At 64.6% G+C, this 24,690-nt stretch carries 25 protein-coding genes and 1 tRNA gene; 19 read left to right on the top strand and 7 right to left on the bottom strand.

Going from position 1 to position 24,690, the window contains the following annotated elements; all coding sequences use genetic code 11:
* The 13 genes from J0I79_RS25795 to J0I79_RS25735 form a co-directional block, all read left to right on the top strand.
* The coding region (locus J0I79_RS25795) for an ABC transporter permease (protein WP_292865989.1) at positions 1-897 on the top strand (897 nt) is incomplete at its 5' end.
* A gap of 2 nt (positions 898-899) precedes the next feature.
* On the top strand, positions 900-1,856 hold the full coding sequence (locus J0I79_RS25790) for an ABC transporter permease (RefSeq protein ID WP_292865986.1): 957 nt from the start codon (positions 900-902) through the stop codon (positions 1,854-1,856).
* A 61-nt stretch (positions 1,857-1,917) separates the two neighbouring features.
* On the top strand, positions 1,918-3,024 hold the full coding sequence (locus tag J0I79_RS25785) for a substrate-binding domain-containing protein (RefSeq protein WP_292865983.1): 1,107 nt from the start codon (positions 1,918-1,920) through the stop codon (positions 3,022-3,024).
* Between the two features lie 252 nt (positions 3,025-3,276).
* Positions 3,277-4,053, top strand: a complete 777-nt coding sequence (locus J0I79_RS25780) for a DeoR/GlpR family DNA-binding transcription regulator (protein ID WP_292865980.1) — start codon at positions 3,277-3,279, stop codon at positions 4,051-4,053.
* Between the two features lie 2 nt (positions 4,054-4,055).
* Positions 4,056-5,429, top strand: a complete 1,374-nt coding sequence (locus tag J0I79_RS25775; RefSeq protein WP_292865978.1) for a carbohydrate kinase — start codon at positions 4,056-4,058, stop codon at positions 5,427-5,429.
* Positions 5,426-6,970, top strand: coding sequence for a sugar ABC transporter ATP-binding protein (locus J0I79_RS25770; RefSeq protein ID WP_292865976.1), 1,545 nt, complete (start codon positions 5,426-5,428; stop codon positions 6,968-6,970). Before J0I79_RS25775 ends, J0I79_RS25770 begins: the two co-directional genes overlap by 4 nt.
* Entirely contained in the window at positions 6,967-7,962 is a 996-nt protein-coding gene (locus J0I79_RS25765; protein WP_292865974.1) for a ribose ABC transporter permease, read from the top strand. Before J0I79_RS25770 ends, J0I79_RS25765 begins: the two co-directional genes overlap by 4 nt.
* Before the next feature lie 80 nt (positions 7,963-8,042).
* Positions 8,043-8,981: an ABC transporter substrate-binding protein gene (locus tag J0I79_RS25760; RefSeq protein WP_292865972.1), complete on the top strand. Its 939-nt coding sequence runs from the start codon at positions 8,043-8,045 to the stop codon at positions 8,979-8,981.
* 73 nt (positions 8,982-9,054) lie between these two features.
* Positions 9,055-9,948 carry a sugar phosphate isomerase/epimerase gene (locus J0I79_RS25755; RefSeq protein ID WP_292865969.1) on the top strand — a complete coding sequence of 298 codons (894 nt, stop codon included), beginning with the start codon at positions 9,055-9,057 and terminating at the stop codon, positions 9,946-9,948.
* A 129-nt stretch (positions 9,949-10,077) separates the two neighbouring features.
* Positions 10,078-10,431 carry a cupin domain-containing protein gene (locus J0I79_RS25750; RefSeq protein WP_027054128.1) on the top strand — a complete coding sequence of 118 codons (354 nt, stop codon included), beginning with the start codon at positions 10,078-10,080 and terminating at the stop codon, positions 10,429-10,431.
* Positions 10,432-10,558: 127 nt separating this feature from the next.
* Positions 10,559-11,386, top strand: coding sequence for an AraC family transcriptional regulator (locus J0I79_RS25745; RefSeq protein ID WP_292865961.1), 828 nt, complete (start codon positions 10,559-10,561; stop codon positions 11,384-11,386).
* 93 nt (positions 11,387-11,479) lie between these two features.
* The gene (locus J0I79_RS25740; RefSeq protein ID WP_292865958.1) at positions 11,480-12,910 is read left to right on the top strand and encodes a tryptophanase; all 1,431 of its coding nucleotides are present in this window, start codon (positions 11,480-11,482) and stop codon (positions 12,908-12,910) included.
* Positions 12,907-13,386, top strand: coding sequence for a YbaK/EbsC family protein (locus J0I79_RS25735; RefSeq protein WP_292865955.1), 480 nt, complete (start codon positions 12,907-12,909; stop codon positions 13,384-13,386). The genes J0I79_RS25740 and J0I79_RS25735 overlap by 4 nt, the downstream gene beginning before the upstream one ends.
* Before the next feature lie 318 nt (positions 13,387-13,704).
* Here the strand turns inward: J0I79_RS25735 and J0I79_RS25730 are convergent.
* Positions 13,705-13,781: transfer RNA gene (locus tag J0I79_RS25730), tRNA-Arg, on the bottom strand.
* 82 nt (positions 13,782-13,863) lie between these two features.
* The gene (locus J0I79_RS25725) at positions 13,864-15,027 is read right to left on the bottom strand and encodes a M20 aminoacylase family protein (protein WP_292865952.1); all 1,164 of its coding nucleotides are present in this window, start codon (positions 15,025-15,027) and stop codon (positions 13,864-13,866) included.
* 216 nt (positions 15,028-15,243) lie between these two features.
* On the opposite strand from J0I79_RS25725, the gene J0I79_RS25720 reads away from it, so the two are divergent.
* Together J0I79_RS25720 and J0I79_RS25715 are read left to right on the top strand one after the other, a co-directional pair.
* On the top strand, positions 15,244-16,407 hold the full coding sequence (locus tag J0I79_RS25720; protein WP_292865949.1) for a D-alanyl-D-alanine carboxypeptidase family protein: 1,164 nt from the start codon (positions 15,244-15,246) through the stop codon (positions 16,405-16,407).
* 60 nt (positions 16,408-16,467) lie between these two features.
* Positions 16,468-17,580, top strand: coding sequence for a GTP-binding protein (locus J0I79_RS25715; protein ID WP_292865946.1), 1,113 nt, complete (start codon positions 16,468-16,470; stop codon positions 17,578-17,580).
* A gap of 3 nt (positions 17,581-17,583) precedes the next feature.
* Here the strand turns inward: J0I79_RS25715 and J0I79_RS25710 are convergent, their stop codons facing one another.
* The 5 genes from J0I79_RS25710 to J0I79_RS25690 all read right to left on the bottom strand — a co-directional run bounded on the left by J0I79_RS25710 (position 17,584) and on the right by J0I79_RS25690 (position 21,511).
* On the bottom strand, positions 17,584-17,823 hold the full coding sequence (locus J0I79_RS25710; RefSeq protein ID WP_292865943.1) for a sulfurtransferase TusA family protein: 240 nt from the start codon (positions 17,821-17,823) through the stop codon (positions 17,584-17,586).
* An 11-nt stretch (positions 17,824-17,834) separates the two neighbouring features.
* Positions 17,835-19,154: a murein L,D-transpeptidase family protein gene (locus tag J0I79_RS25705; protein ID WP_292865940.1), complete on the bottom strand. Its 1,320-nt coding sequence runs from the start codon at positions 19,152-19,154 to the stop codon at positions 17,835-17,837.
* A 225-nt stretch (positions 19,155-19,379) separates the two neighbouring features.
* Complete coding sequence (locus tag J0I79_RS25700) at positions 19,380-20,330, bottom strand: acetyl-CoA carboxylase carboxyltransferase subunit alpha (RefSeq protein ID WP_292865937.1); 951 nt, start codon at positions 20,328-20,330, stop codon at positions 19,380-19,382.
* 98 nt (positions 20,331-20,428) lie between these two features.
* Positions 20,429-21,340, bottom strand: a complete 912-nt coding sequence (locus tag J0I79_RS25695; RefSeq protein WP_292865934.1) for a site-specific tyrosine recombinase XerD — start codon at positions 21,338-21,340, stop codon at positions 20,429-20,431.
* Between the two features lie 18 nt (positions 21,341-21,358).
* On the bottom strand, positions 21,359-21,511 hold the full coding sequence (locus tag J0I79_RS25690; RefSeq protein WP_292865991.1) for a histidine kinase: 153 nt from the start codon (positions 21,509-21,511) through the stop codon (positions 21,359-21,361).
* Positions 21,512-21,711: 200 nt separating this feature from the next.
* Between J0I79_RS25690 and J0I79_RS25685 the strand changes: the two genes are divergently transcribed.
* The 4 genes from J0I79_RS25685 to J0I79_RS25670 all read left to right on the top strand — a co-directional run.
* Positions 21,712-22,323, top strand: a complete 612-nt coding sequence (locus tag J0I79_RS25685) for a shikimate kinase (RefSeq protein ID WP_292865931.1) — start codon at positions 21,712-21,714, stop codon at positions 22,321-22,323.
* Positions 22,320-23,456, top strand: coding sequence for a 3-dehydroquinate synthase (aroB, locus tag J0I79_RS25680; protein ID WP_292865928.1), 1,137 nt, complete (start codon positions 22,320-22,322; stop codon positions 23,454-23,456). Before J0I79_RS25685 ends, aroB begins: the two co-directional genes overlap by 4 nt.
* 1 nt (position 23,457) lies before the next feature.
* The gene (locus tag J0I79_RS25675; protein ID WP_292865925.1) at positions 23,458-24,348 is read left to right on the top strand and encodes an HlyC/CorC family transporter; all 891 of its coding nucleotides are present in this window, start codon (positions 23,458-23,460) and stop codon (positions 24,346-24,348) included.
* A 75-nt stretch (positions 24,349-24,423) separates the two neighbouring features.
* Positions 24,424-24,690 (top strand): carboxylesterase family protein (locus J0I79_RS25670; protein WP_292865922.1); only part of this gene is annotated, 267 nt, incomplete at its 3' end.

Genomic DNA, 24,690 nt, shown 5'->3' with positions numbered 1-24,690 from the left:
TTCGCGGCTATCATCGTGCTGTTCTGTGTCGTCAGCCTGATCAATCCCCGCTTTGTCAGCCCTGAGAACCTGACCACCATCTTCGCCGGGAATGCCTATATCGCGGTCGCGGCCATCGGCATGGCGATGGTCATCATGACCGGCCATATCGATGTCTCGGTCGGTGCGCTGATCGGCGTCCTGGCGACGATTTCAGGCACGCTCGCCGTTGCCGGGTACCCGGTCTGGGTCGCCTTGCTGGCGCCGGTCGCTGTCGGCATCGGCGTGAACTTCCTCGTCGGCGTGCTGGTCGCCTACGCCCGCATCCCCTCCATCGTGGTCACGCTCGGCATGCTGTCGATCCTGCGCGGCGGGTTGATCGGCGTGACCGGCGGCCAATGGATATCCAACCTGCCCCGCGACTTCCTGATCGCTCAGTTGAAGCCGTTCGGCGTTCCGATGCCGATCCTGTTCATGGTGGTTCTGACGATCCTCGCCGCCATCTGGCTGCGCTCCTCCGCCTTCGGCCGCTCGATCTATGCCATCGGCGGCAATCCGGAGGCGGCGCGGGCGACAGGCATTTCCATCGAGCGGCGCACCGTCGCCGTGTTCATGATCCACGGCGCCTTCGCCGGCCTCGCGACCATACTCTTCGCCACCCAGCTTCAGGTGATCCAGTCGACGGTGCCGCCCAATCTCGAACTGACCATCATCACCGCCACGGTCATCGGTGGCGTCTCGATCCTCGGCGGCACCGGCACGGTCATAGGCTCGACCCTGGCGGCCATCTTCTTCGCGACAATCGGTTCGGCGCTGATCTTCACCAATGTCTCCGCCTACTGGCTGCGCGCGGTGATCGGGCTCCTGATCCTGGTGACGGTATTGGCGGACATGCTTCGCCGTGGTCACAGGAGCTAGCGATGGTGGCAGGCATCAACCCGAGAGCGCTGCTGCGGCACGAAACCATCCTCGCCATTCTCGGCATCGGGGTGGTGGCGGTTCTGGCGTTTCAGTCGGACCGGTTCTTCACGGTGGAAAACCTTCTCAACCAGGGACGGCTGATGACCGAGGTCGGCCTGGTGGCGCTGGCAATGACCTTCGTCATTGCAACCGGCGGCATCGACCTGTCGGTCGGTTCGATCGTCGGGCTGACCGCGATCCTGACAGGCGTGTTCTGGCAAAATCTCGGCCTGCCGCTGCCGCTCGCCATCGTTGGCGCGGTCGCGGTCGGAACCTTTGGCGGCTTCGTCAACGGATTGATCATCACGCGCTTCAAGGTGCCGCCGCTGATCGCCACGCTGGCCACGCTCGCGCTTTATCGCGGACTGGCGGAAGGGATCAGCCAGGCGCGCTCGGTCCGCGGCTATCCCGACTGGTTCTATGTCCTGGGGCAAGGCAGCGTCGGCGGGATTCCCACCCAGTTGTGGATCCTGGCGGCGGCGGCGATCGTGGCCGCGGTCATCCTCGGCCTTACCATCTGGGGCCGCACCGTCTACGCGATCGGCTCGAATGAAGTGGCCGCCCGGTTCTCCGGCCTGTCGATCGACGGCTGCAAGCTCGCCGTCTACACCGCCTCCGGGTTCGCCGCCGCCCTGGCCGGAGTGATCTTCGTCTCACGGGTTTCGACGACCCGCTCCGACATGGGAACCGGTCTCGAGCTGGATGCCATCACGGCGGTGGTCCTGGGCGGGACCAGCATCTTTGGCGGGCGTGGAACGATCATTGGCACGGCGATCGGCCTGTGCCTGATCCAGGCGCTGAAGAACGGATTGTCGCTCGCCGGCGTCAAGGGCGACGGAACCATCATGCTCATCGGCGCCGTGCTCATTCTGGCGATCCTGGCCAGCAATATCTTCGATCGGGGCGGCAATCGGTAGGTGATCATTTTCTCTCGCTTTGCCGTTCAAAACCGGCGGGAGACAGGGTGAGGAGAGTAAAGTGCGCAAGATCATTGTTTCAGCCGTGATAAGTCTTTCCCTTTCGACGAGTTACGTTCATGCGGCGTCGCCCTGGACCGGCGGCGACGATCAGCCGACCAACCCGCTGGCCTGCGATGCGACGCCGGCGCAGGTGGAGGCCAAGCCATATGATGGCGGCGCCCCGACCAATGCGCCCGACCGCAAGGGCAAGCCGCTGAAGGTCGTCGACGTGCCGAAACTCGTCGGCATCGGCTACTTCACCGCGACATCCAAGGGCATCGCCGACGCGGCCAAGGAAATGGGCAACATGGAGGCCAAGACCGACGGCCCCAGCAAGGCCAGTATCGACGACCAGATCACGCTGATCGACAACTATATCACCAGTGGCGTCGACGGCATCCTGTTCGCGGCCAACGATCCCGTCGCTATCGCGCCGGTGCTGAAGAAGGCGCTTGCCGCGGGCATCAACGTCGTCGGCTATGACGCCAACTCCACGCCGGATGCGCGCCAGTGGTTCGTCAACCAGGCGCAGTTCAACGGCATCGCCAAGTCGATCATCGACAATCTGGCGGCCGAGGTCGGCGAGGACGGTTCCTTCGCCATCGTGACGTCGACCTTCACCACCCCGAACCAGGCGCGCTGGATCGCCGAGATGGCCGCCTATCAGGAGCAATGCCATCCGAAGATGAAGTGGCTCGAGACGGTCGAGGCACAGGAAGACAACATCCTGTCCTTCAACCAGGCCAATACGCTGATCAACAAATACGGCTCCGAGCTGAAAGGCATTGTCGGCATGACCAGCGTGGCGACGCCAGCGGCCGCCGACGCGGTGACCCAGGCCGGCAAATGCGGCTCGGTCGCTGTCGTCGGCCTGGCGACCCCGAATGCCATGAAGCCCTATGTCGGCGCCGGCTGCGTCAAGTCGGTGGTGCTGTGGAACCCGGTCGATCTCGGCTATGCCGCGGCCTATGTGCTGCGTGCCGTCGCCGACGGCCAACTGGCGCCCGGCGGCACGTCGGTGAAGGCGGGAAAACTTGGCGAGCTCAAGGTCATCAACGGCAGCGAAATCCTGCTCGGGCAGCCCTTCGTGTTCAACAAGGACAACATCAACAATTTCGACTTCTGAGCCCTGACGCCAGAGGCCCTGGATCATCCCGGCGGATGGTTCGGGGCCGAGGCGACGAGCAGCGTCCTGGCGTATCCGTCGACCGCATCGCGGACCGGTTGCAGTTCGACTGCTGTTGGTCGACGAGCAAAGTTCGCGCGAGCAAGCTTCGTCAAAGATGATCTTATTTCGTCAGAAATTGCCTTGCAATCCAACAAGGCCTGAGTAACCTACACCAATTGCCGTCGAAGAATGGCATAAGGGAGGAAACAATTGAGCGACTCCGGCCGTCAGCGTCAGATCGTCGAACTCTTGCGCGATCGCCCGTTCGCCTCGGTGCGCGAGCTGCAGGAGCGGCTTGGCGTTTCGGCGGCGACGGTCAGGCGCGATATCGATCGCATCGACGAGGCCGGGGAGGCGCGGAAGGTTTATGGCGGCATCTCTGCGCTTGACGGTGCCTTGCAAGCCGGCGTTGCCTATGCCCGGCCCTATGACGAGAACCGCGACCTCGCGGTGGACGCCAAGCGGCAGATCGCCAATGTCGCCGCCACCATGGTGAGCGACGGCGATGCCGTCATCGTCCATGGCGGCTCGACCTGCTTCCATCTCGGCGTCAAGCTCGCCGACCGCAACATCCGCCTCTACACCAATTCGATGCCGCTCGCCGCCTATCTCAGCGACCACGGCCATTGCAGCCTGACGGTTGCCGGCGGCGACCTGCATCGCGAGCCCGGCATCATCCACTCGCTGACCCAGGCCACGCCCTTCTATGCCTCGAAGTTCTTTCTCGGCGCGCAGGGCCTCAGCCAGGAAGGCGTGCTGGAATCGCATCCGCTGCTGGTGCGCTCCATCATCGACCTCAGCCTGTGCGCCGACCAGATCGTGGTGCTGGCCGACAGCCGCAAACTGTCGATCCACGCCCGCAATGTGGCGCTGCCCTGGTCCCGCATCGGCACGCTGGTGACCGATGACGGCCTCTCCGACGCCGATGCCCGCATGCTGGAGGACGCCGGCGTGGTGGTGCGCATCGCTTCCGCCTCGGGAGGCTGACCGTGAAAGTGGCGGTGCTCGATTTCGGCAAGACCAATTCGAAGCTGTTCGTCTTCGGCCAGGACGGGCGCATCGTCGACGAGCGTCGCACCCAGCCGAAATGGGTACGCCAGGGCGGCTTCAGCGTGCTCGACGAAGCCGATCTCCATGACTGGGCGCTCGGCGCCGTCATCGACGCCGTCGAAAACCACGGCGTGGAAAGGGTGATGGTCTCGGGCCATGGCTGCACCTTCGCCCTTGTCGACGATGATGCACTGACGCATCCGATCCTCGACTACGAGCAGGAGCCGCCGGCCGAAATCGCGGCGCGGATCGAACGGCGCATTCCGGATTTCGCCGAGACCTTCTCGCCGCGCCTGCCGCTCGGCTTCAATTATGGGCGCCACATGCTGTGGCTGCAGGAGGTGGAGCCCGATGCCTTCGCGGCGGCGACATCGATCCTCGGCTACCCCCAGTACTGGAGCTGGCGCCTCGGTGGCCTGCCTGCCTGCGAGGTCTCCTATCTCGGCTGTCACTCGCATCTGTGGGCGCCGCGCGAACGCGATTTTTCCTCGCTGGTCGATGCCGAGGGATGGCGCGGCCGGATGCCGGCCTTCGCGCGCGCCGGCGCCGTCATCGGCGAGCGGCCTGTAGGGGGGCGGACGGTTGCCATCCACAATGGCGTCCACGATTCCAATGCGGCGCTGCATACCTATCGCCGGCAGGCGCTCGGGCCATTGACCGTGGTGTCGACCGGCACATGGGTGGTCGTGCTCAACCCCGACTGCCCGCTCGAGGCGCTCGACCACGAGCGCGACATGCTGGTCAATGTCGATATCGATGGCGGCCCGGTGCCGACCATCCGCTTCATGGGCGGGCGCGAATTCTCCGTCATCAGCGGCGGCTGGCAAGGCGCGATCCCGCATGGCGCGATAGGGCAGGCGATCGACGCCGGTATCATGGCGCTGCCGAGTTTCGCGCCTGGCGGGCCGATGCCGGGCCATCGCGGCGAAATCGTCGGCGGCGCGCCGGGCGCGGAGCAACGCGCGGCGGTGGCGCTGCTCTATGTGGCGCTAATGGTCGACCTCTGCCTCGACCTGATCCATTCGCAAAACACCGTGATCGTCGATGGCGGGCTGAACAATGGCGGCCTGCTTGCCGGGTTGCTGGCGCAGCTTCGGCCCGGACAGGCCTTCCTGCAAGGCGCCTCGCTGGAGGGCAGCGCCACGGGTGCGGCGGCGCTTGCCTTCGAGAGCGTGGGGCGCGACTTCGCGGCCGAGCCGCCGGAGCCGGCGCATGCAACGGACTTCAACAGGTTCGCAGCCTATCGCGAGGCCTGGCGCGATCGCATCGCCGGTCATGATGCCGCAGCCAGGGCGGCCGGTGGTGCACGATGAGCGCGGCAGTCCAGGCGCAGGCGGCGCGCCGGCCGGTGCTGGAGATGCGTCACATCTCCAAGACCTTCGGCGCGATCCGCGCTCTGCAGGATGTGTCGCTCACCGTCCATGCCGGCGAACTGCACGCGCTGATGGGCGAGAACGGCGCCGGCAAGTCGACGCTGATGAAGGTGCTGTCAGGCGCCTACCGGCCGGATGCGGGCGGCGAAATCCTGATCGACGGCGTACCCGCCGCGACCGGCGATCCGATCAAGGCGCGCGCCGCCGGTATCGCGGTCATCTACCAGGAGCTGTCGCTGGCGCCCAATCTGACGGTGGCGCAGAACGTCTTTCTCGGCAACGAACCACGGCGTTTGGGCATCGTCGACCGCGAGCAGTGCAACCGGCGCGCCGGTGAAATCATCGCGCGGCTCGGCGTGTCCTTCTCCGCGCGCGCCCTCGTCTCCAGCCTGTCGCTTGGTGAGCGCCAGCTGGTCGAGATCGCCCGGGCGCTGTCGACCAATGCGCGCATCATCGTCATGGACGAGCCGACGACGTCGCTGACTTCGCGCGAAACCGACAGCCTCTTTGAGGTGATCGCGACGCTGAAGGCGCAAGGCATCGCCATCATCTACATCAGCCACCGGATGGAAGAGGTCTACCAGCTCGCCGACCGCGTCAGCGTGCTGCGCGACAGCGGCTATGTCGGCACGCTGGCGCGCGCCGACCTCAACGCCTCGCGGCTTGTCGCGATGATGGTCGGCCGCGATCTCTCTGCTTTCTACAAGAAGGATCATCGCGCTCCAGACAGTGCGCGCGCGGTCGCGCTGTCGGTGCGCGGCATGTCCGACGGGCGCCTGCTGACGAACTGTTCGTTCGACCTTCACAAGGGCGAGGTGCTGGCGCTGGCGGGCCTGGTCGGTTCCGGCCGCACCGAGCTTGCCCGGCTGATCTTCGGCGCCGACAGGCGCAGCGCCGGCACGATGGAACTCGAAGGCAAGCCCGTGACCATCGGCTCGCCCCGCGAGGCGCTCGATGCCGGCATCGCCTACCTCACCGAAGATCGCAAGGAACTCGGCCTGTTCCTCGACATGTCGATCTCCGACAACATCAGCATGGGCGTGCTTGCCCGTGATGCGCGAGCCGGCGGATTGCGCGACTTCACGGCCGCCGAAAGGCGCGCCGCGAAGGCGATCGCGGATCTCTCCATCCGCACGCGCTCGGCGCAGGCCAATGCCGGCTCGCTGTCGGGCGGCAACCAGCAGAAGGTGCTGCTCGCCCGGCTGCTCGAGACCGAGCCGAAGGTCGTCATCCTCGACGAGCCGACCCGCGGCGTCGATGTCGGCGCCAAGTCCGAGATCTATCGGCTGATCGACAATCTCGCCAACAAGGGCATCGCCATACTGATGATATCGAGCGAATTGCCAGAGGTGATCGGCGTCGCCGACCGGGTGCTGGTGATGCGCGACGGCGCCATAGCAGGCGAAGTGACGGCATCCGAGGGCGAGCCGCTTCGTCAGGAAGCGATCATGGAACTTGCGACGGGAGCGGCCCAGAAATGACCGACAAAACGACCGTGACCAGCGTCGACCAGGCGGCGGTCAGAAGCCGGCGGCTGCGAACTGTTTTCGCCGCGCTCGGCATGCTGCCGGTGCTGATCCTGCTTGCAGCCGGCTTCCAGTTCATCAATCCGCGCTTCCTGACCGGCACCAACCTGCTGATCGTCACGCAGCAATCGTCGATCAACATCGTGCTTGCCGCAGGCATGACCTTCGTCATCCTGACCGGCGGCATCGACCTGTCGGTCGGCTCCATCCTCGCCGCTTCCGCGATGGTGGCGGTGCTGGTGTCGCTTGTGCCGGACTGGGGGCTGCTCGGCGTGCCGGCGGCCATCCTGATCGGGCTCGGCTTCGGGCTGATCAACGGGCTGCTCGTTGCCTATATCAGGCTGCCGCCCTTCATCGTCACGCTGGGCTCGCTGACCGCCGTGCGCGGCATCGCCAGGCTGCTCGGCGAGGACACGACCGTGTTCAATTCGGACCTGCCGTTCGACTTCATAGGCAATGGCTCGGTGCTCGGCATTCCCTGGCTGGTCATCATCGCGCTGTCGGTGGTGGTGCTGTCCTGGCTTGTGCTGAAGCGCACCGTGCTCGGCACCTGGATCTACGCCGTTGGCGGCAATGCGGAGGCGGCGCGCCTGACCGGCATCAAGGTGCCGCTTGTGCTGCTCTTCGTCTATGGCGTGTCCGGCCTGCTCGCCGGCCTTGGCGGCGCCATGTCGGCGGCAAGGCTCTATGCCGCCAATGGCCTGCAGCTGGGACAAAGCTACGAGCTCGACGCCATCGCCGCCGTCATCCTCGGCGGCACCAGTTTCGTCGGCGGCGTCGGCTCGATCTGGGGCACGCTCATCGGCGGCCTGATCATCGCGGTTCTGTCCAACGGGCTCATCTTGGCCGGCGTTTCGGACATCTGGCAGTACATCATCAAGGGATTGGTCATCATCGTGGCGGTCGCCCTCGACCGTTACAGACTCCAGGCAGGGGCGAGAACGTGAGTGACCTGGCCGCCGGCATCAACGACCGGCTCGTGTAACGCACCGCGAGAGGCGCGGGGCATCAGGAGGAAGTAAGCGTAATGAAGATCATCACCAAACTGCTCTGCGGCGCCGCGTTGGCGGCCGTAGCCATCGCGCCGGCATCGGCCAAGGACCTCAACAAGGTCGGCATCTCGGTCGGCCTGCTCGGCAACCCGTTCTTCGTCGCCACCATCAAGGGTATCGAGGACGCAGCCAAGAAGATCAATCCGAAGGTCGAGGTGACTTCGGTGTCGGCCGACTACGACCTCAACAAGCAGGTCTCGCAGGTCGATTCCTTCATCGCCGCCGGTGTTGACGTGATCATGCTCAACGCGGTCGACGCCAAGGCGATCGCGCCCGCGGTGAAGAAGGCGCAAGCGGCCGGCATCATCGTCGCCGCCTTCGACGTTTCGGCGCCGGGCGCCGACGTCACTGTGATGACCAACAACGTCAAGGCCGGTGAGGAAGCCTGCCAGTACCTGGTCGACCATACCGGCGGCAAGGGTGACTACGTCATCCTCAACGGGCCGGCCTCGTCGTCGATCCTGGAGCGGGTGAAGGGCTGCAAGAACGTGCTCGCCCAGCATCCCGACATCAAGATCCTGTCCGACGACCAGAACGCCGAAGGCTCGCGCGACGGCGGCCTCAAGGTGTTCCAGGCGCTGCTGACCCGCTTCGACAAGATCGACGCGGTGTTCGCCATCAACGATCCGACGGCGATCGGCGCCCAGCTCGCCGCCAAGCAGCTCAACCGCTCGGAATTCATCTTCACCGCGGTCGACGGCGCGCCCGATATCGAAAAGGAGCTGGCCTCGGGCACCTCGATGATCAAGGCCTCGGCCTCGCAGGACCCCTATGTCATGGCCGGCCAGTCGCTGACCATGGCGGCCGATCTGCTGGCCGGCAAGAAGCCGGCGGAGGCCACCGTTCTGCTCGATCCGAAGCTGATCACGGCCGAGAACCTCAAGGACTACAAGGGCTGGACCGCGGCCCGCTGATCCATCCAACACAAGCGCGGCCGGATTGATCCGGCCGCGCTTTCCTTCTCTTGCCCGTTAACCGGAGACGATCATGTCGCGCATCGGAATCCATTCTTTCGTCTGGTCGGCGAGTTCGGCGCAAAGCGAGCTCGAACGCACGCTCGCCAAAACCAGGGAGGCGGGTTTCGACCTGATCGAATTCTCCTATCTCGATCCGGCCGATGTCGACATTGGCGGTCTCGCCAAGCGCATCGCCGATCTCGGCCTCGGCGTGGCGATCAGCATCGGATTGCCCGAAGACGGCGACATATCGAGCGCCGACAAGGCGGTTGCCGCGCGCGGCGTCGAGATCCTGAACGAGACTGTCGCCCTGACGCGGGACCTTGGCGGCAGCAAGGTCGCCGGCATCCTGTCGACCAGCCACGGCCTCCAGTTAGAGGCGCCGACGCGCGACCAATGGAACCGCAGCGCGACCACGCTGGCCAAGGTCGCCGAGACGGCCAAGGCGGCCGGGGTCACGCTCAACCTCGAAATCGTCAACCGCTTCGAGAGCAACCTGCTCAACACATCAGCACAGGGCCTGGCCTTTATCGAGGACACCGGCTCGGACAACATCTTCCTGCATCTCGATACGTTCCACATGAATATCGAGGAGGCCGATGTCGGGCTCGCCATCCGCCACGCCGCCGGCAAGATCGGCTATGTCCATATCGGCGAGAGCCATCGCGGCTTCCTCGGCACCGGCAATATCGACTTCGCCGGCATATTCGATGCACTGACGGCGATCGGCTATGCCGACGACCTCAGCTTCGAATCCTTCTCGTCGGAGATCGTGGACGAGAACCTGTCAAAGAAAACCGCGATCTGGCGCAATCTGTGGACCGACAACATGGCGCTCGCCAGGCACGCGCGCGGCTTCATCGGACTCGGGCTGGAAACGGCGCGGCGCAAGGCGGAGCTGGTCTCGGCCCTGCACAGGCCATAGCGCACGCGGGCGGGCGAACACCATGCCGTCCAGTGCGTCATCGGCGCGGTTCCCATAGCGCATGCATTGCTCCCGTCATGGGCATCGGCTATCCGACCCTTCGGACACATGCAGCAAAGGGAGCCAGGCATGACGAACAAGACAATCCTGAAATTCGGCGCGGTCGAGCACGCGGAAGCCGGCGACCTGCCTGGCTGGATCGTGGTCGAGGGCCATCCGACCATGCAGACCGCCGTCCAGCACACGACCGAGGACGGCAAGGTCATGTCGGGCACCTGGCGCGCATCGCCCGGCACCTATCACGCGACCTATACCGACTATGAGTTCGTGCACATGATCGCCGGGCGCATCATCATTACCCCCGACGGCGGCACGCCGGTCGAGGTCGGTCCCGGCGATGCCTTCGTGGTGGAAGCCGATTTCAAGGGCACCTGGAAGATCATCGAGCCAGTGACCAAGCATTTCGTGGTCAGGGTCGCCTGAACCGGCCGGCCCCGGCCGCTCAAGACAGGCAGGCCGGCGGCTCGCCGGCCTGCGATACTTTTCTTCAATCCGGCTGCTCCTGCCTGTGATATTCCGACCTGAGTAACCACGATCAGGGAGCGAAGCAGTGAGCGCTCGGAACGCAAGAGAGCACGCCCGGTATTTTACGGCGCCGACCACTGGCGTCGAATGCCTGACGGCCTCGTTCAGCCAGCATCACTACGCCCCCCACGCACATGATACCTATGTGATCGGGGCGCTGCTCAGCGGCAAGGCCAGCGTGTTCATCCGAGGCGTCCAGCGTTTCGCCGGCGCCGGCGACCTGACCCTCTACAATCCGCATGACGTCCATGACGGCATTCCCAGCACGGAGGGCTACAGTTATCGGGTCAGCTACCCCGACGCCGATCTGATCGTCGACATCGCCTCGGAAATGGCGGGGAGCGGAATTCACGGCACCCCCTCGTTTCCTGAGCCCGTCGTCGAGGATATCAGGGGCTGCGCCCTGTTCTTCGAGGCGCACCGCGCGTGGGAGGCCAATCAGTGCCTGCTTGAAGCCGAAGAGCTGATGCTGCGCAGCTACCGCCATTGCCTGTCCAGGCATGCGCGGGTGGCGCTGAAGCCGGCCGGCGTCGAAAAGGGGCCGGTGGCGCGGGCGGCGGCGGTCATGAGCGAGCGCTTCGACGAGAAACTGACGCTTGCCGAACTGGTCAGGGAAGCCAGGCTGCCGCGGCAGCGGCTGATCGCCGCGTTCCAGCGGGACACCGGCTTGACCCCGCATGCCTATCTGATCAACCGGCGCGTGGATGCCGCAAAGGCAATGTTGCGGCGCGGCCATGAGCCGGCCGACGTCGCGGCCGCCGCCGGCTTTGCCGACCAGGCTCACCTCATCCGCACGTTCAAGGCGCGCATCGGTGTCACTCCGGGTGCCTACCAGGCTGCCTTTGCCATGTAGCGGCGTCCCGAAGCGGCCCTGACAGGGCCGCATCTCCAAACCCAGCAACCCAACCAATCGGCGCCGCACTGCGCCGCAACGAAGGAGCATGCCATGATGAAACGCACGCCGGAGCCATTCAGGATCAAGATGGTCGAGCCTATCCGCATGACCGAACGGCCCTATCGCGAAGCCGCGCTGCTGGAGGCCGGGTTGAACCCGTTTCTCCTGCGCAGCGAGGATGTCTACATCGATCTGTTGACCGACAGCGGCACCGGCGCGATGAGCGATCGCCAATGGGCGGGCCTGATGCTTGGCGACGAGGCCTATGCCGGCAGCCGCAACTATTACCGGCTGGCCGAAACCGTCGAGCGGCTGTTCGGCTATCCCTATACTATCCCCACGCATCAGGGTCGCGGGGCGGAGCAGATACTGTTTCCGGAAATGATCAGGCGGCGCGGCTCGGCGACGCCGGTCTTCCTGTCGAACTACCACTTCGACACCACCAAAGCGCATGTCGAACTCGCCGGCGCGAAAGCGGTCAACGTGCTCACCAAATCCGCCCTCGACACGGCCAGGCATGACGACTGGAAGGGGAATTTCGACCTGGCGGAGCTGCTCCATGCGATCGAGATCCATGGCCGCCAGAATGTCGCCGGCATCATCGCGACCATCACCTGCAACAGCGCGGGCGGCCAGCCGATGTCGATGGCCAACCTGCGCACCGTTTCCGGATATGCTCGCGAAATGGGCATTCCGATGATCATCGACGCCACGCGCTTCGCCGAGAACGCCTGGTTCATCAAACAGCGGGAGGTCGGCTATGGCGAGCGCTCGATCCGCGACATCGTGCGGGAAATGATGTGCTATGGCGACATGCTGACCCTGTCGGCGAAGAAGGACGGGTTGGTGAACATCGGCGGCCTCTGCGCCTTCCGACAGGACGAAGACCTGTTTCGCGCCGTCCAGACCCGATGCGTTCCGATGGAAGGCTTCATCACCTATGGCGGGCTGGCGGGGCGTGACATGGAGGCGGTCGCGATCGGCCTCGAGGAGGCGGTGGAGAGCGACTATCTCGCCTATCGCATCGGGCAGGTGGCCTATCTCGGCGAAAGGCTGCGCGGTGCCGGGGTTCCGATCCAGTATCCCACCGGTGGCCATGCCGTTTTCGTGGATGCCACGGCCGTTCTGCCGCATGTCCGGCCCGAGCAGTTTCCGGCGCACGCGCTTGCCTGCGAACTCTATCTCGAATCCGGCGTGCGCGCCGTCGAGATCGGCTCGCTGATGCTTGGCCGCGACCCGAAGACCGGCGTGCAGGAAGTGTCGCCGCTGGAATTGCTGCGGCTGACGATCCCGCGACGCGTCTATACCAACGATCACATGGACTATATCGCCGATGCGTTGATAGCGGTTGCCGCGCGCGCCGGCGAGATAAGGGGGCTGGACTTCGACTATGAGCCGCCGGTCCTCAGGCATTTCACGGCTCGCTTCCGGTGGGCGGAACAGGCCCCCGTGGCCTCGAAGAAGGAACTGGTCGACGCATGAGTCCATTGGTCAAGCGCTATCTCGAGGAACGAGGCGCGGCATTTTCCGTGGTGACGCACAGGCCCCTGATCTCGTTCGACGACGCGAAGGAGATCCTGCATCACGACCCTCGCAACATGGTCAAAAGCCTGGTGTTCCGATGCGCGGACGGCGGCCTTGCGATCGTCGCCCTGCGGGCCGCGGATCGCGCCGACTACAAGAAGATCGCCGGCGCGATCGGGGAGCGTCGTGCGGACCTGCGCATGGCGGAGGCGGATGATGTCCGCGAACGGCTCGACATGGAGGCCGGCGGCATCGTTCCGCTGTCGATCAATGGAGCCCGCGTGTTCATGGACCGCAACATCCTCGAACTGGAGGAGGTTGTATGCGGGACGGGCCGCAACACGGCGACCCTGATGATCGCCCGCTCCGAACTGGTGCGGATCGCCGACGCGGCCGTGGCGGATCTGTCGAAGTCGGCCCCGGCCGCAAGCTGACCGGCGATGCGGCGCCCGGACGTCACGGTTCGTGGCCAGCGGTTGAGAACCAGGATCGCCGGTCTTGCCCTCATCGGCCTTGGCGTTATCGGATTGACCGGCGCATTGCTGAACCTGCTCGGATACTGAGCTGGCCGGGCAGTTCGGTCTATTGCTGTGGGTCGCCGCGGCTTCTATAGCCGCAACACCCTCGAAAAGACGCGCAAAGTTGCAGAGCTTCGGGTCGCCCATCGGCTCGCCAAGAACGACTGAAGAATGTTTGACGGGAACGCTACGGAACGGCATCCGTATCGCCACACACCAACCCATTGAGATTGTTGGTGATCCCGACAGGAATCGAACCTGTGACCTACAGATTAGGAATCTGCCGCTCTATCCTACTGAGCTACGGGACCACGCGGCCCGACACATAGCCGCTTCGGATCGTTTCGCCAAGTGCCGGCCGAAGGCAATTCGGCCGGCACTTGCGCTGAAGCATCAGGCGGCGAGCGCGGTTTCCGTCAGTTTCACCCAGTAGCTCACGCCATGCGGGATGGCTTCGTCGTTGAAGTCGTAGTTGGGGTTGTGCAGTCCGGCCGTGTCGCCATTGCCGATGAAGATGAAGGCGCCGGGCCGGGCTTCCAGCATGTAGGAGAAATCCTCGCCGCCCATGACCGGCTGGATGGCGCGGTGCACCTGGGCATCGCCGGCCACGTCGGCCGCCACGTCGCTGGCGAAGACGGTCTCGTCGGCGTGGTTGAATGTGACCGGATAGTTCGAGTCATAGTCGACCTCGATCGTCGCGCCATAGGCGGTGGCCAGCCCGGCGCAGATCGCACGGATCCGTTCTTCCGACTTCTTGGCCACTTCCTTCTTCAGCGTGCGCACCGTGCCGGCGATCTCGGCCGATTCGGGAATGATGTTGTAGGCATCGCCGGCATGGAACTTGGTCACCGACACCACCACGGCCTCGACCGGATCGGTGCTGCGCGAGGCAATGGTCTGCAGCGCGCCGACCAGCTGGCTGGCGATGACGATCGGGTCTATCGTGCCGTGCGGCATGGCCGCATGACCGCCCCGGCCCTTGACGGTGATGGTGAACTCGGCGGTCGCGGCCATGATCGGACCCGGGCGGATGGCGAACTGGCCGACGGGCAGGCCCGGCATGTTGTGCATGCCGAACACCTTCGAAATATCGAAGCGCTCCATCATGCCGTCCTTGACCATCTCGTTGCCGCCGCCGCCGCCTTCCTCGGCCGGCTGGAAGATCACCGCCACCGAGCCGGCGAAATTGCGCGTCTCGGCCAGATATTTCGCAGCACCCAGCAGCATCGCCGTGTGGCCGTCATGGCCGCAGGCGTGCATCTTGCCGGGAACGGTCGAGGCATAGGGCTTGCCGGTGATCTCGTTGAGCGGCAGCGCGTCCATGTCGGCGCGCAGGCCGATCGTGGCGCCCTTGCCCTGGCGTCCGTGGATGATGCCCACGACACCCGTCTTGCCGAGACCGGTTACCACATCGTCGCACCCGAATTCCTTCAGCTTGTCGGTGACGAAAGCTGCCGTCTTGAAGACATCGAAGTTCAGTTCCGGGGTCTGGTGGATGTGTCGGCGCCAGCCGGCGACTTCGTCCTGCATTTCGGCAGCGCGGTTCAGGATTGGCATGATGGTTCCATCTCGTTGTTGTTGCGGCCGGTTTCGCTCCGGTCTTTTGCAATTGTGATTGTCAGGCACTTTGCCATGTTGGCGTCACATAGGGTAAATAGCACCGCACCAATCGGGTCCGTTTTTGAGGGGCGGACCCATGATGCTGACGCTCGCGTAACGAAATCTTACGGAGCCAGGGGCGATTACGGCAAGAGGCGATTTCGGATTTCCATCATGCGGCACAGGCATTTCCTCAAACTATTGACGGCTGGCGCAATCATGCTGCCGGTCCTGGCCGGGTCGGCGCAGGCCAATCCGGTCATGCTGTTCGATCTCAACAGCGGCAAGATCCTCGAACAGCAGGACGCGTTCAAGCGCTGGTATCCGGCATCGCTCAGCAAGCTGATGACTGCCTATGTCACGTTCCGTGCCATCGAGGCGGGCGAGGTGCAGTTGAGTTCGCCGATCAAGGTGACGAAGCACTCCGCCGCCGAGCCGCCAAGCAAGATGGGCTTCAAGCCGGGATCGGTCATGCGGCTCGACAATGCTTTGAAGATGATGCTGGTCAAGTCGGCCAATGACATCGCCATGGCGGTCGGCGAGAATGTCGGCGGCTCGCAGGCGGCCTTCGCCGTCCGCATGAATGCCGAAGCCCGGCGGCTTGGCATGACCGGCACCTATTTCGTCAATCCGAACGGGCTGTTTTCGCCGGAACAGTATACGACGGCGCGCGACCTTGCCCTGCTGGTCATGGCGATCCGCAAGGACTTTCCGCAATATGCGTCATGGTTCTCGATCGAGGGCCTGGCTGTCGGCAAGAAGGCCATCCCGAACTATAACCTTCTTATCGGCCGCTATCCCGGCGCCGACGGCATGAAGACGGGATTTGTCTGCCCGTCCGGTTTCAACATGATCGGCTCGGCGACGCGCAACGGCCGCACGCTGGTGGCGGTGGTGCTTGGAGAGAAGTCGGCGGTGAGCCGCGCCGAGGCGGCGGCCAAGCTGCTGGACCAGGGCTTCGACATGCCGGCGACCGGATCGGCCACCGTCGCCACTTTGGCACCCTATGGCGATACCACCACGCCCAACGACATGCATGACGAGATCTGCAAGAAGAAAGCGCCGGAAGAGCAGTCCGAGGCACCTGCCGCGGCGGCCAAGGACGCTCCGAAGTCGCCTTACCAGGAAAAGCTGGATCACGTGCCGACGCTGGTCGCCGTCGGCCTGGGCGGCGCCACCGGTCCGGCGCCGAAGGCGATGCAGGACCAGGGCGGGCAGGGCTATGCCGACGTGCCGATCCCGAGCTGGCGGCCCGACCGGCCGGTACCGACCGGTGCCGGGCCGGCCCTGGCCGGTGCGGATGCGCAAGGCGACCAACCGGCCAAGGCTCCCAACTAAGCAAGCACCTCAGGCCGTTCGGTCTGGTAAAGGCCGGTTTCGATAAATAGATAGAGCGCCATGGCGAACTTCCCGATTCCCGTTTCGGTGCTGACCGGCTTTCTGGGCGCCGGCAAGACCACGTTGCTTAACCGGCTGCTGAAGGACCCGGCGCTCGTCGATACGGCGGTCATCATCAACGAATATGGCGAGGTGGCGATCGACCACCTGCTGGTCGAGCAGGCCTCCGACGGCATCATCCAGCTTTCGGATGGATGCCTGTGCTGCACCGTGCGCGGCGAACTGGTCGACACGCTCGCCGACCTTGTCGACCGGCTGCAGACCGGCCGCATCGCGCGTCTTGCCCGTGTCATCATCGAGACAACCGGCCTCGCCGATCCGGCGCCGGTGCTGCAGTCGATCATGGCGCATCCCGCTCTGGTTCAGGCCTTCCGGCTCGACGGCGTCATCACGCTGGTCGACGCGGTCAATGGCGACGCCACGCTCGATGCCCATGTCGAGGCGGTGAAGCAGGCCGCGGTCGCCGACCGCATCGTGCTGAGCAAGGCCGATCTCGTCGAGGATCGCGCCAGTCTCGAAACGCTGCGCAAACGCCTGCGGCAGATCAATCCAGGAGCCGAACTGCTCGACGCCGGCGATACCGGGACGGGCGTGGCTGCGCTGTTTGACTGCGGCCTCTATAATCCCGCCACCAAATCCGCCGATGTGCGGCGCTGGCTTGGCGAGGAGGCGGCGCATGATCATCACCATCACGGCCATGACGGACACGATCACGAGCACGGCCATGACCATGGCCACCGGCACGATGAGCGCGTGCGGACCCATTCCCTGATCCATGACGGCCCGGTGCCGTTCTCGGCGATCGAGATGTTCCTCGACCTTCTGCGCTCGACGCATGGCGAGCGGCTGCTGCGCATGAAGGGGGTAATCGAACTCAAGGAGGATCCGTCGCGGCCGCTGGTGGTGCATGGCGTGCAGAAAATCCTGCATCCGCCGGTGCGGCTGCCCTCCTGGCCCGACAACCAGCGCGGCACGCGGCTGGTGCTGATCACGCTCGACATGCCGCAGGATTATGTGCGCCGGCTGTTCGCGGCCTTCACCAACCGGCCGTCGATCGATACGCCCGACCGCGCGGCGCTGGAAAACAACCCGCTGGCGATCGCCGGCCGATAGCCTTCAGGGCGACTGTTCGCCGCGCTCGACCAGAAAGCGATGGCCGCCTGAAACCGATGCCGTTTCAACCAGACGGTGCCCGGCATCCGAGCAAAAGGCGGGAATGTCGATAACGGCCAGCGGGTCGGTGGTTTCGAGCCAGAGCCGGCTGCCCGGCTCCATCCCGGCCAACCGCTTTTTGGCCTTGAGAACGGGCAGGGGACAGTTCAGCCCCTTCAGATCGTAGACGGCGTCGCTGGCCACGGCGAAAAGAATCAGCCGCCGAACATGCCGAGAAGCTTGTTCTTCAGCTTGGTCACCCGGCTTTCATCGGCACTGGCGGCCTGTGTTTCCGCCTGCGGCGCGGCTTCGGCGGGAGCGGCGATCGTGGCGGTGGCGACGGGAGCCTCCTTGGCGGCCTTGGCCGCTATCTTGGCCTGCTTGGCGGCTTCCTTCTCGGCCAGGGCCTGCGCCTTGGCGGCTTCCTTGGCCTGCTTGGCGGCCTCTATGGCGGCCAGCCTCTGTTCCTCGGCCTTCTGCTTGGCTGCTTTTTCGGCGTCAAGCGCGGCCATCTTGCGGCCGGCGGGCGAATCGATGCGGCCCATGCGCGCCGTCTCGGTCACCGTTCCGTCCGAGTTCATCGACGGCGGATCGATTGGCACGCGCTCGCCGCGCGCACGGCGCTTGGACCAGTCGGAAACGATGCTGGCTTCCTTGATGCCGGCAATGGTCGGCTTGGGTGGCGGCACGGTTGCCTTGAGCGCGCTGTTGAAGGCCGCGTCATAAGTGGTCTGATAGGCGTTGTAGGCGCTCTTCAGTGAATCCGGCTGCGTCGTGGCGGGGCAGGGGCCGGTCGGATTGAAGGTCTGGCCGTCGGCGGCAACCTGGTTGAAGACGTAGCGCTTTTCGCAGACATCGACCTTCGGCGGCACCTTGGTGACCTCGAAATTGTCGTAGCCGACCTTCAGCATCTTCCAGAATTCGTAATTCGGGTCGTTGCGGTAGCGCGCCATGTTGGCCGCGGTCATGCGGAACGGAAAGGCCTGGATCTGGAATTCGGTCTGGCCGCCCTGGAAGGCATCGCGGCCGAAGGCGTAGATCTGCTCGATCTGCGCATCGGTCATCGAATAGCAGCCCGACGACGAACAGGCGCCATGCACCATCAGGTTCTGGCCGGTGCGGCCGTTGGCGCGGTCATAGGCGTTAGGGAAGCCGATGTTGAAGGACAGATGATAGCTCGAGCGCGGGTTCATCTGCGACGGGCGCACGGTGTAGAAACCTTCAGGCGCCTGACGGTCGCCTTCGGTGTATTTGGGGCCGAGCTTGCCTGACCATTTGCAGATATCGTAGCTCGCCACCATGTCGTAGCGGCCATTGGTCTTGGCCTTCCAGATTTCGAGCTTGCCCTCTTCCTTGAAGATTCGCGCCATCACCGAGGAGGTACGCACCATGCCCTTGGCCTTCATGTCGGCAAGGATCTTGTCGGGCAGGGGCTTGTTGGCTTCCGGCGCGAAATCCTTCATCGACGAATCATTGCACCCGGCAATGGCTATCGAGGTGATCAGGACTCCGGTGCGGGCAAGCTTGGCAAACATGGATACGGCTATGTCTTTCTCCCGGGCCAAGGCTTCGCAAAAAGCCGAACCCGCATGCTGAACATGGACGGACCGTAAGCCCGTTAACCTTGAAAATTCCTTACCGCAAGCTCCAGCCTGTCTCCCGCGGCAATTTCATTGACCCGAATCCGGCGGCAATTTTGTGGCGAAATTGCTCGCAAGGGCCACATTGCCGGCAGTTGGGGCCAGCCAGAACCATGCCGGTCAGAGGCTGCGGCCCATCGCCAGGTATTTTTCACGCCGCTGCTCACGGAAATCCGTGTTGGAGCCGGCGAAATCCCTCATCGTCTTGGCGATGAGGTCGCCGGTCGCGGCGATCACCGTCTCGGGCGCGCGCTGGGCGCCGCCGATGGGTTCGGGGATGATGGCGTCGATGATCTTCAGCTCCAGAAGATCCTGGGCGGTGATCTTCATGTTGGTGGCGGCATCCTTCGAGCGCGTGGTGTCGCGCCACAGGATCGAGGCCGCGCCCTCGGGCGAAATCACCGAATAGATGGCGTGTTCGAGCATGTAGACGCGGTTGGCGGTGGCGATCGCGATGGCGCCGCCGGAGCCGCCTTCGCCGATGACCACGGAAATCGACGGCACCTTGAGCGCAAGGCAGGCCGAGGTCGAACGGGCGATGGCTTCCGCCTGGCCGCGCTCCTCGGCGCCGACGCCGGGATAGGCGCCGGCCGTGTCGACCAGCGTCAACAGTGGTATCTTGAAGCGGTCGGCAAGCTCCATCAGGCGAACCGCCTTGCGATAGCCTTCCGGGCGTACCGAGCCGAAATTGTGCTTCAGGCGGCTGGCCGTGTCGGAGCCCTTTTCCTGACCGAGGATCGCCACCGGCTCACCGCGAAAGCGGGCAAAGCCGCCGACGATCGCCTGGTCCTCGCCGAAATTGCGGTCGCCGGCGAGCGGCGTGAAATCGCTGAACAGGCCCTTGATGTAGTCGACGCAATGCGGCCTGTCGGAGTGGCGCGCCACCTGCACCTTCTGCCACGGCGTCAGCGCCTTGTAGAGTTCGCGCAGCGCGTCGCGCGAGCGCTTTTCCAGCCTGGTGATCTCGTCGGCGACGTCGACCGCCTCGCCGTTCTCGGCAAGCTTCTTCAGCTCGAGGATCTTGAGCTCAAGATCCTGCACCGGCTTTTCGAAATCGAGGTAATTGTACATGCTTGAGCGGACCGATACGTCGGAAGGCAAGGACAGCGGAACCGATGAATTCAAGGCTCCGGGCGGCGAAATGTCGTCCTCACATAGCGATATGAGGCCTAGTCGGCAAGCGGATGATGATCGTTGACCAGCCGCACCAGCCGCTCTTCCAGCACATGGGTGTATATCTGTGTCGTGGATATGTCGGCATGGCCGAGCAGTTGCTGCACGGCCCTGAGATCGGCGCCGTTCTGCAGGAGATGGCTGGCGAAAGCATGGCGCAGCACGTGCGGTGATATCTTCGCCGAGGCGATGCCGGCCCGGGCCGCCAGCCCTTTGAGGTCGCGGGCAAAGACCTGGCGCGACAGGTAGCCGCTGTCGGATGCCGCCGGAAACAGGAACGGACTGTCGGCGAAGGCGGGCATCTCGGCCCGGGCAGCCAGCCAGGCCCGCATCGCGGTGCGCGCCTTGGCCGACAGCGGCACCATGCGTTCCTTGTCGCCCTTGCCGCGCACCATGAAGAAGCGGTCGTCGCGCTGCGCCACCGTCACCGGCAGGCCGACCAGTTCGGAAACACGCAGGCCCGTGGCATAGAGCACCTCGACCAGCGCATGCAGGCGCAAGGCCGCCAGCCTGTCGCCGTGGCCCGTATCGCCGGCTTCGCGCGCCGCGCGGTCGATCAGCCGGCCGGTCTCGGCCTCGCTCATCGTCTTGGGCAGCGGGCGGCCCTTTTTCGGGCTGTCCAGCGTGCCAGTCGGGTCGTCGCCGCGCAGGCCTTCGGCGTAGAGGAATTTGAAAAACTGGCGGATCGCCGACAGTTTGCGCGCCTGCGAGGTCGGCGCGAAGCCGCGCGCGGCGATATCGTCGAGATAGGCGCGGATATCCGTGGCGCCGGCCCCGGCAAGCCCGCCAGCGATCTGTTGCGAAGCATCCTCGAGGTCGCGGCGATAGGAGGAAAGCGTGTTTTGCGCCGCGCCCCGCTCGGCGCTCATCATTTCCAGGAAAGCCTCGATGCGCGCGGCGCTGTTCATTGCCTTCGAGGATCCGGGTCAGTTCTTCTTGGGGTTCAGCTTTTCGGGCGGGATGCGCACGCTCATCTCCGCTTTCTTCGGCTCGACGAACATAACCAGCGCGAACATCGTACCATAGGCAATGCCGGCCAGAATCCCTATTATCACGACAAAGCGAAACAGTGTCGGCATCAATTTTCGCTCGTCTTCTTGTTCTGCGTTTCCAAACCCTGTGCCCTTATGGGACGCCAATCCGGCCAATTCAAGGAATAACCGGAGGTTCGTTAGCAGGTTCTGATGCAGTCCTGCTTTCATGCCATGACGAGCCCGGGTGTTCGCCGCGCTTGACGCAACCGGGCTTTTCATGTCGATACGCCGGCAAAGAGGGCCCTATGAACGCGCTGCCAGCAAATCCTCCAGGCGAGAGTCATGCCACGCTGCTTGGCCAGCTCGGCAATCGTTCGATCGTCTTCGTCGGGCTGATGGGGGCCGGAAAGACGGCGATCGGCCGCAAGCTGGCGACGATGCTGTCGCTGCCGTTCATGGACAGCGACCATGAGATCGAAAGCGTCTCGCGCATGACCGTGCCGGAACTGTTCGAGCGGTATGGCGAGAGCGAGTTCAGGGCGCTCGAGCAGCGTGTCATCCTGCGCCTGCTGGAAAACGGTCCGCAGGTGCTGTCGACCGGCGGCGGCGCCTTCATGAACGCCCAGACGCGCGAGGGCATCGCCGCGCACGGCGTCTCGGTGTGGCTGAAGGCCGATCTTGATCTTCTGATGGACCGGGTCTCCAAGAAGCAGAACCGGCCGTTGCTCAAAAGCCCCGATCCGCGCGGCGTGCTGGAGCGGCTGATGGAGCAGCGCTATCCGGTTTACGCCACGTCGGATGTCACCGTGCCGACCCGGGAAGAACGTAAGGAAATCATCGCCGCCGAGGTGCTGACGGCATTGTGCCAGCATTTCGGCATCGAGCAGATTGCCGCGACAGGCGAGGTCGAATCGTGAGCGTGGATCAGCCTGTCATCGTCGAAGTCGGTCTCGGCGAGCGCGCCTACGACATTCTGATCGGCTCCGGCCTGTTGGCGCGCGCCGGCGCCGAGATTTCGCGCCGCTTGCCGGGCACGCGCGCGGCCGTGGTAACCGACGAAAATGTTGCCGCCGCGCATCTCGCGGCGTTGAAGTCCGGTCTAGAGACAGGCGGTATCCAGCCGACGGTCATCACCATGCCGGCCGGGGAAAAGACCAAGAGTTTCGCGCATCTCGAAGAGGTCGTCGACGGCATTCTGGCCGCCAGGCTGGAGCGCGGCGATGTCGTCATCGCCTTTGGCGGCGGCGTCATCGGCGATCTCACCGGCTTTGCCGCCGGCATCGTCCGGCGCGGCATGAATTTCGTGCAAATCCCGACCTCGCTGCTGGCGCAGGTCGATTCCTCGGTCGGCGGCAAGACAGGCATCAACAGCCCGCGCGGCAAGAACCTGGTTGGCGTCTTCCTGCAGCCGAAGTTGGTGCTGGCGGACACGGAAGTGCTCGACACGCTGCCCATCCGCGAATTTCGCGCCGGCTATGCCGAGCTTGCCAAATACGGGCTTATCGACCGGCCGGATTTCTTCGCCTGGCTGGAGAAAAATTGGCCCAAGGTGTTCGCCGGCGGGCCGGAGCGGGCGCAGGCCATCGCCGAGGCGTGCCGCGCCAAGGCCGACGTGGTTGCTCGCGACGAGTTCGAGACCGGCGACCGCGCGCTCCTCAATCTTGGCCATACATTCGGCCACGCGCTGGAGGCCGCCACGCACTATGACGGAAGCCGCCTGGTGCACGGCGAAGGCGTCGCCATCGGCATGGCGCTGGCGCATCGCTTCTCCTCGCGCCTCAACCTCGCCAGCCCCGACGACGCGGCGCGCGTGGAGGCGCATCTTCACGCCGTCGGCCTGCCCTGGCGAATGGCCGATATTCCCGGCGACCTGCCGGACGCCGAGGCGTTGCTCGGCTTCATCGCGCAGGACAAGAAGGTGTCGCGCGGCGCGCTCACCTTCATCCTGACGCGCGGGATCGGCCAGGCTTTCATCGCCAAGGACGTGCCGGCGTCGGAAGTGCTGTCCTTCCTGCGGGAGAATCATCCAGCAAGCCGGAAAGCCGGCTGAGATGGACAGCGAGACGGGCTGGATCGTCGTCGCCGTCCTTGCCGTCCTCATCCTGCTGGCGGTTGCCCTGCGCCGGCGCCTGCTTGCCGTTTTCGGCTATGAACTGTCGCGCATCGAGCCGCAGCGGTCGAGCGAGGCCGAACTGCGCGGCGCGGTCGACGATTTCCGCCGCGACGGCCAGGTGGTCAGGGAGGAGCGCGACCGTGTCGGCGGCCTGTTCGATCTCGCCGAGCTCGAAGTTTCCGACGTCATGGTCCACCGCACCAACATGCGCTCGGTCAATGCCGACAATGCGCCGGAAGCCGTGGTGCGCGAGATCCTGCAAAGCCCGCATACCCGCATGCCGCTGTGGAAGGGCTCGCTCGACAACATCGTGGGCGTGCTGCATGCCAAGGATCTGCTGCGCGCGCTGAACGAGGTCGGCAACGACTTTTCCCAGATCGACGTGATGAAGATCGCCTCGAAACCCTGGTTCGTGCCCGACACCACCACTTTGCAGGAACAGCTCAACGCCTTCCTGCGCCGCAAAGCGCATTTCGCCATCGTCGTCGACGAATATGGCGAGGTCGAAGGGCTGGTGACGCTGGAGGATATCATCGAGGAAATCGTCGGCGAGATCGCCGACGAGCACGATGTCGACATACAGGGCGTCAAGCAGGAGGCCGACGGGTCCGTGGTCGTCGATGGCACGGTGCCGATCCGCGACCTCAACCGGGCGCTCGACTGGAACCTGCCGGACGAGGAGGCGACCACGATCGCCGGCCTCGTCATCCACGAGGCGCAGTCCATCCCCGAAGAAAAGCAGGCCTTCACCTTCCACGGCAAGCGCTTCATCGTCATGAAACGCGACAAGAACCGCATCGCCAGGATCAGGATCCGGCCGGTCGCATAGCGCCACCTTACCGATCCTTCATTGGAACTTCTCGGCACCCCGGTGCATTCTGCGCCGGGCTGTCAGGAGAAGAAGATGATCGACCGGCGAACATTGCTTGCGGCTTCGATGGCGGCGTTCCTGCCAGCGGGTGCGTTCGCGCGCCAATCCTCGCCAGAGCCCGCAACATTCGACTACGGGCCGGCCAAACTCGACATTTATGCGCCCGACGGTGCAAAAAACCTCCCGGTGGTCTTCTTTGTCCATGGCGGCGCCTGGGAATTCGGCAAGCGCAGCCAGGTTGGCGCCAAACCGGCCTTCCTGCTCGCCAACGGCTTCTGCTTCGTCTCGATCGATTATCGC

Source organism: Mesorhizobium sp. (assembly GCF_017306585.1).
In the GTDB taxonomy this organism is placed as follows: domain Bacteria; phylum Pseudomonadota; class Alphaproteobacteria; order Rhizobiales; family Rhizobiaceae; genus Mesorhizobium.
This window is presented reverse-complemented; position numbering and strand designations above follow the sequence as displayed.

Bases quoted from the DNA above. Each gene is read 5' to 3' on its own strand.
- J0I79_RS25715 (WP_292865946.1), top strand. From the start codon at position 16,468: ATGGCGAACTTCCCGATTCCCGTTTCGGTGCTGACCGGCTTTCTGGGC.
- J0I79_RS25685 (WP_292865931.1), top strand. From the start codon at position 21,712: ATGAACGCGCTGCCAGCAAATCCTCCAGGCGAGAGTCATGCCACGCTG.
- J0I79_RS25725 (WP_292865952.1), bottom strand. From the start codon at position 15,027: ATGCCAATCCTGAACCGCGCTGCCGAAATGCAGGACGAAGTCGCCGGC.
- J0I79_RS25770 (WP_292865976.1), top strand. From the start codon at position 5,426: ATGAGCGCGGCAGTCCAGGCGCAGGCGGCGCGCCGGCCGGTGCTGGAG.
- J0I79_RS25705 (WP_292865940.1), bottom strand. From the start codon at position 19,154: ATGTTTGCCAAGCTTGCCCGCACCGGAGTCCTGATCACCTCGATAGCC.
- J0I79_RS25760 (WP_292865972.1), top strand. From the start codon at position 8,043: ATGAAGATCATCACCAAACTGCTCTGCGGCGCCGCGTTGGCGGCCGTA.
- J0I79_RS25700 (WP_292865937.1), bottom strand. From the start codon at position 20,330: ATGTACAATTACCTCGATTTCGAAAAGCCGGTGCAGGATCTTGAGCTC.
- J0I79_RS25690 (WP_292865991.1), bottom strand. From the start codon at position 21,511: ATGCCGACACTGTTTCGCTTTGTCGTGATAATAGGGATTCTGGCCGGC.
- J0I79_RS25720 (WP_292865949.1), top strand. From the start codon at position 15,244: ATGCGGCACAGGCATTTCCTCAAACTATTGACGGCTGGCGCAATCATG.
- J0I79_RS25675 (WP_292865925.1), top strand. From the start codon at position 23,458: ATGGACAGCGAGACGGGCTGGATCGTCGTCGCCGTCCTTGCCGTCCTC.
- J0I79_RS25695 (WP_292865934.1), bottom strand. From the start codon at position 21,340: ATGAACAGCGCCGCGCGCATCGAGGCTTTCCTGGAAATGATGAGCGCC.
- J0I79_RS25755 (WP_292865969.1), top strand. From the start codon at position 9,055: ATGTCGCGCATCGGAATCCATTCTTTCGTCTGGTCGGCGAGTTCGGCG.
- J0I79_RS25740 (WP_292865958.1), top strand. From the start codon at position 11,480: ATGATGAAACGCACGCCGGAGCCATTCAGGATCAAGATGGTCGAGCCT.
- J0I79_RS25735 (WP_292865955.1), top strand. From the start codon at position 12,907: ATGAGTCCATTGGTCAAGCGCTATCTCGAGGAACGAGGCGCGGCATTT.
- J0I79_RS25750 (WP_027054128.1), top strand. From the start codon at position 10,078: ATGACGAACAAGACAATCCTGAAATTCGGCGCGGTCGAGCACGCGGAA.
- J0I79_RS25790 (WP_292865986.1), top strand. From the start codon at position 900: ATGGTGGCAGGCATCAACCCGAGAGCGCTGCTGCGGCACGAAACCATC.
- J0I79_RS25765 (WP_292865974.1), top strand. From the start codon at position 6,967: ATGACCGACAAAACGACCGTGACCAGCGTCGACCAGGCGGCGGTCAGA.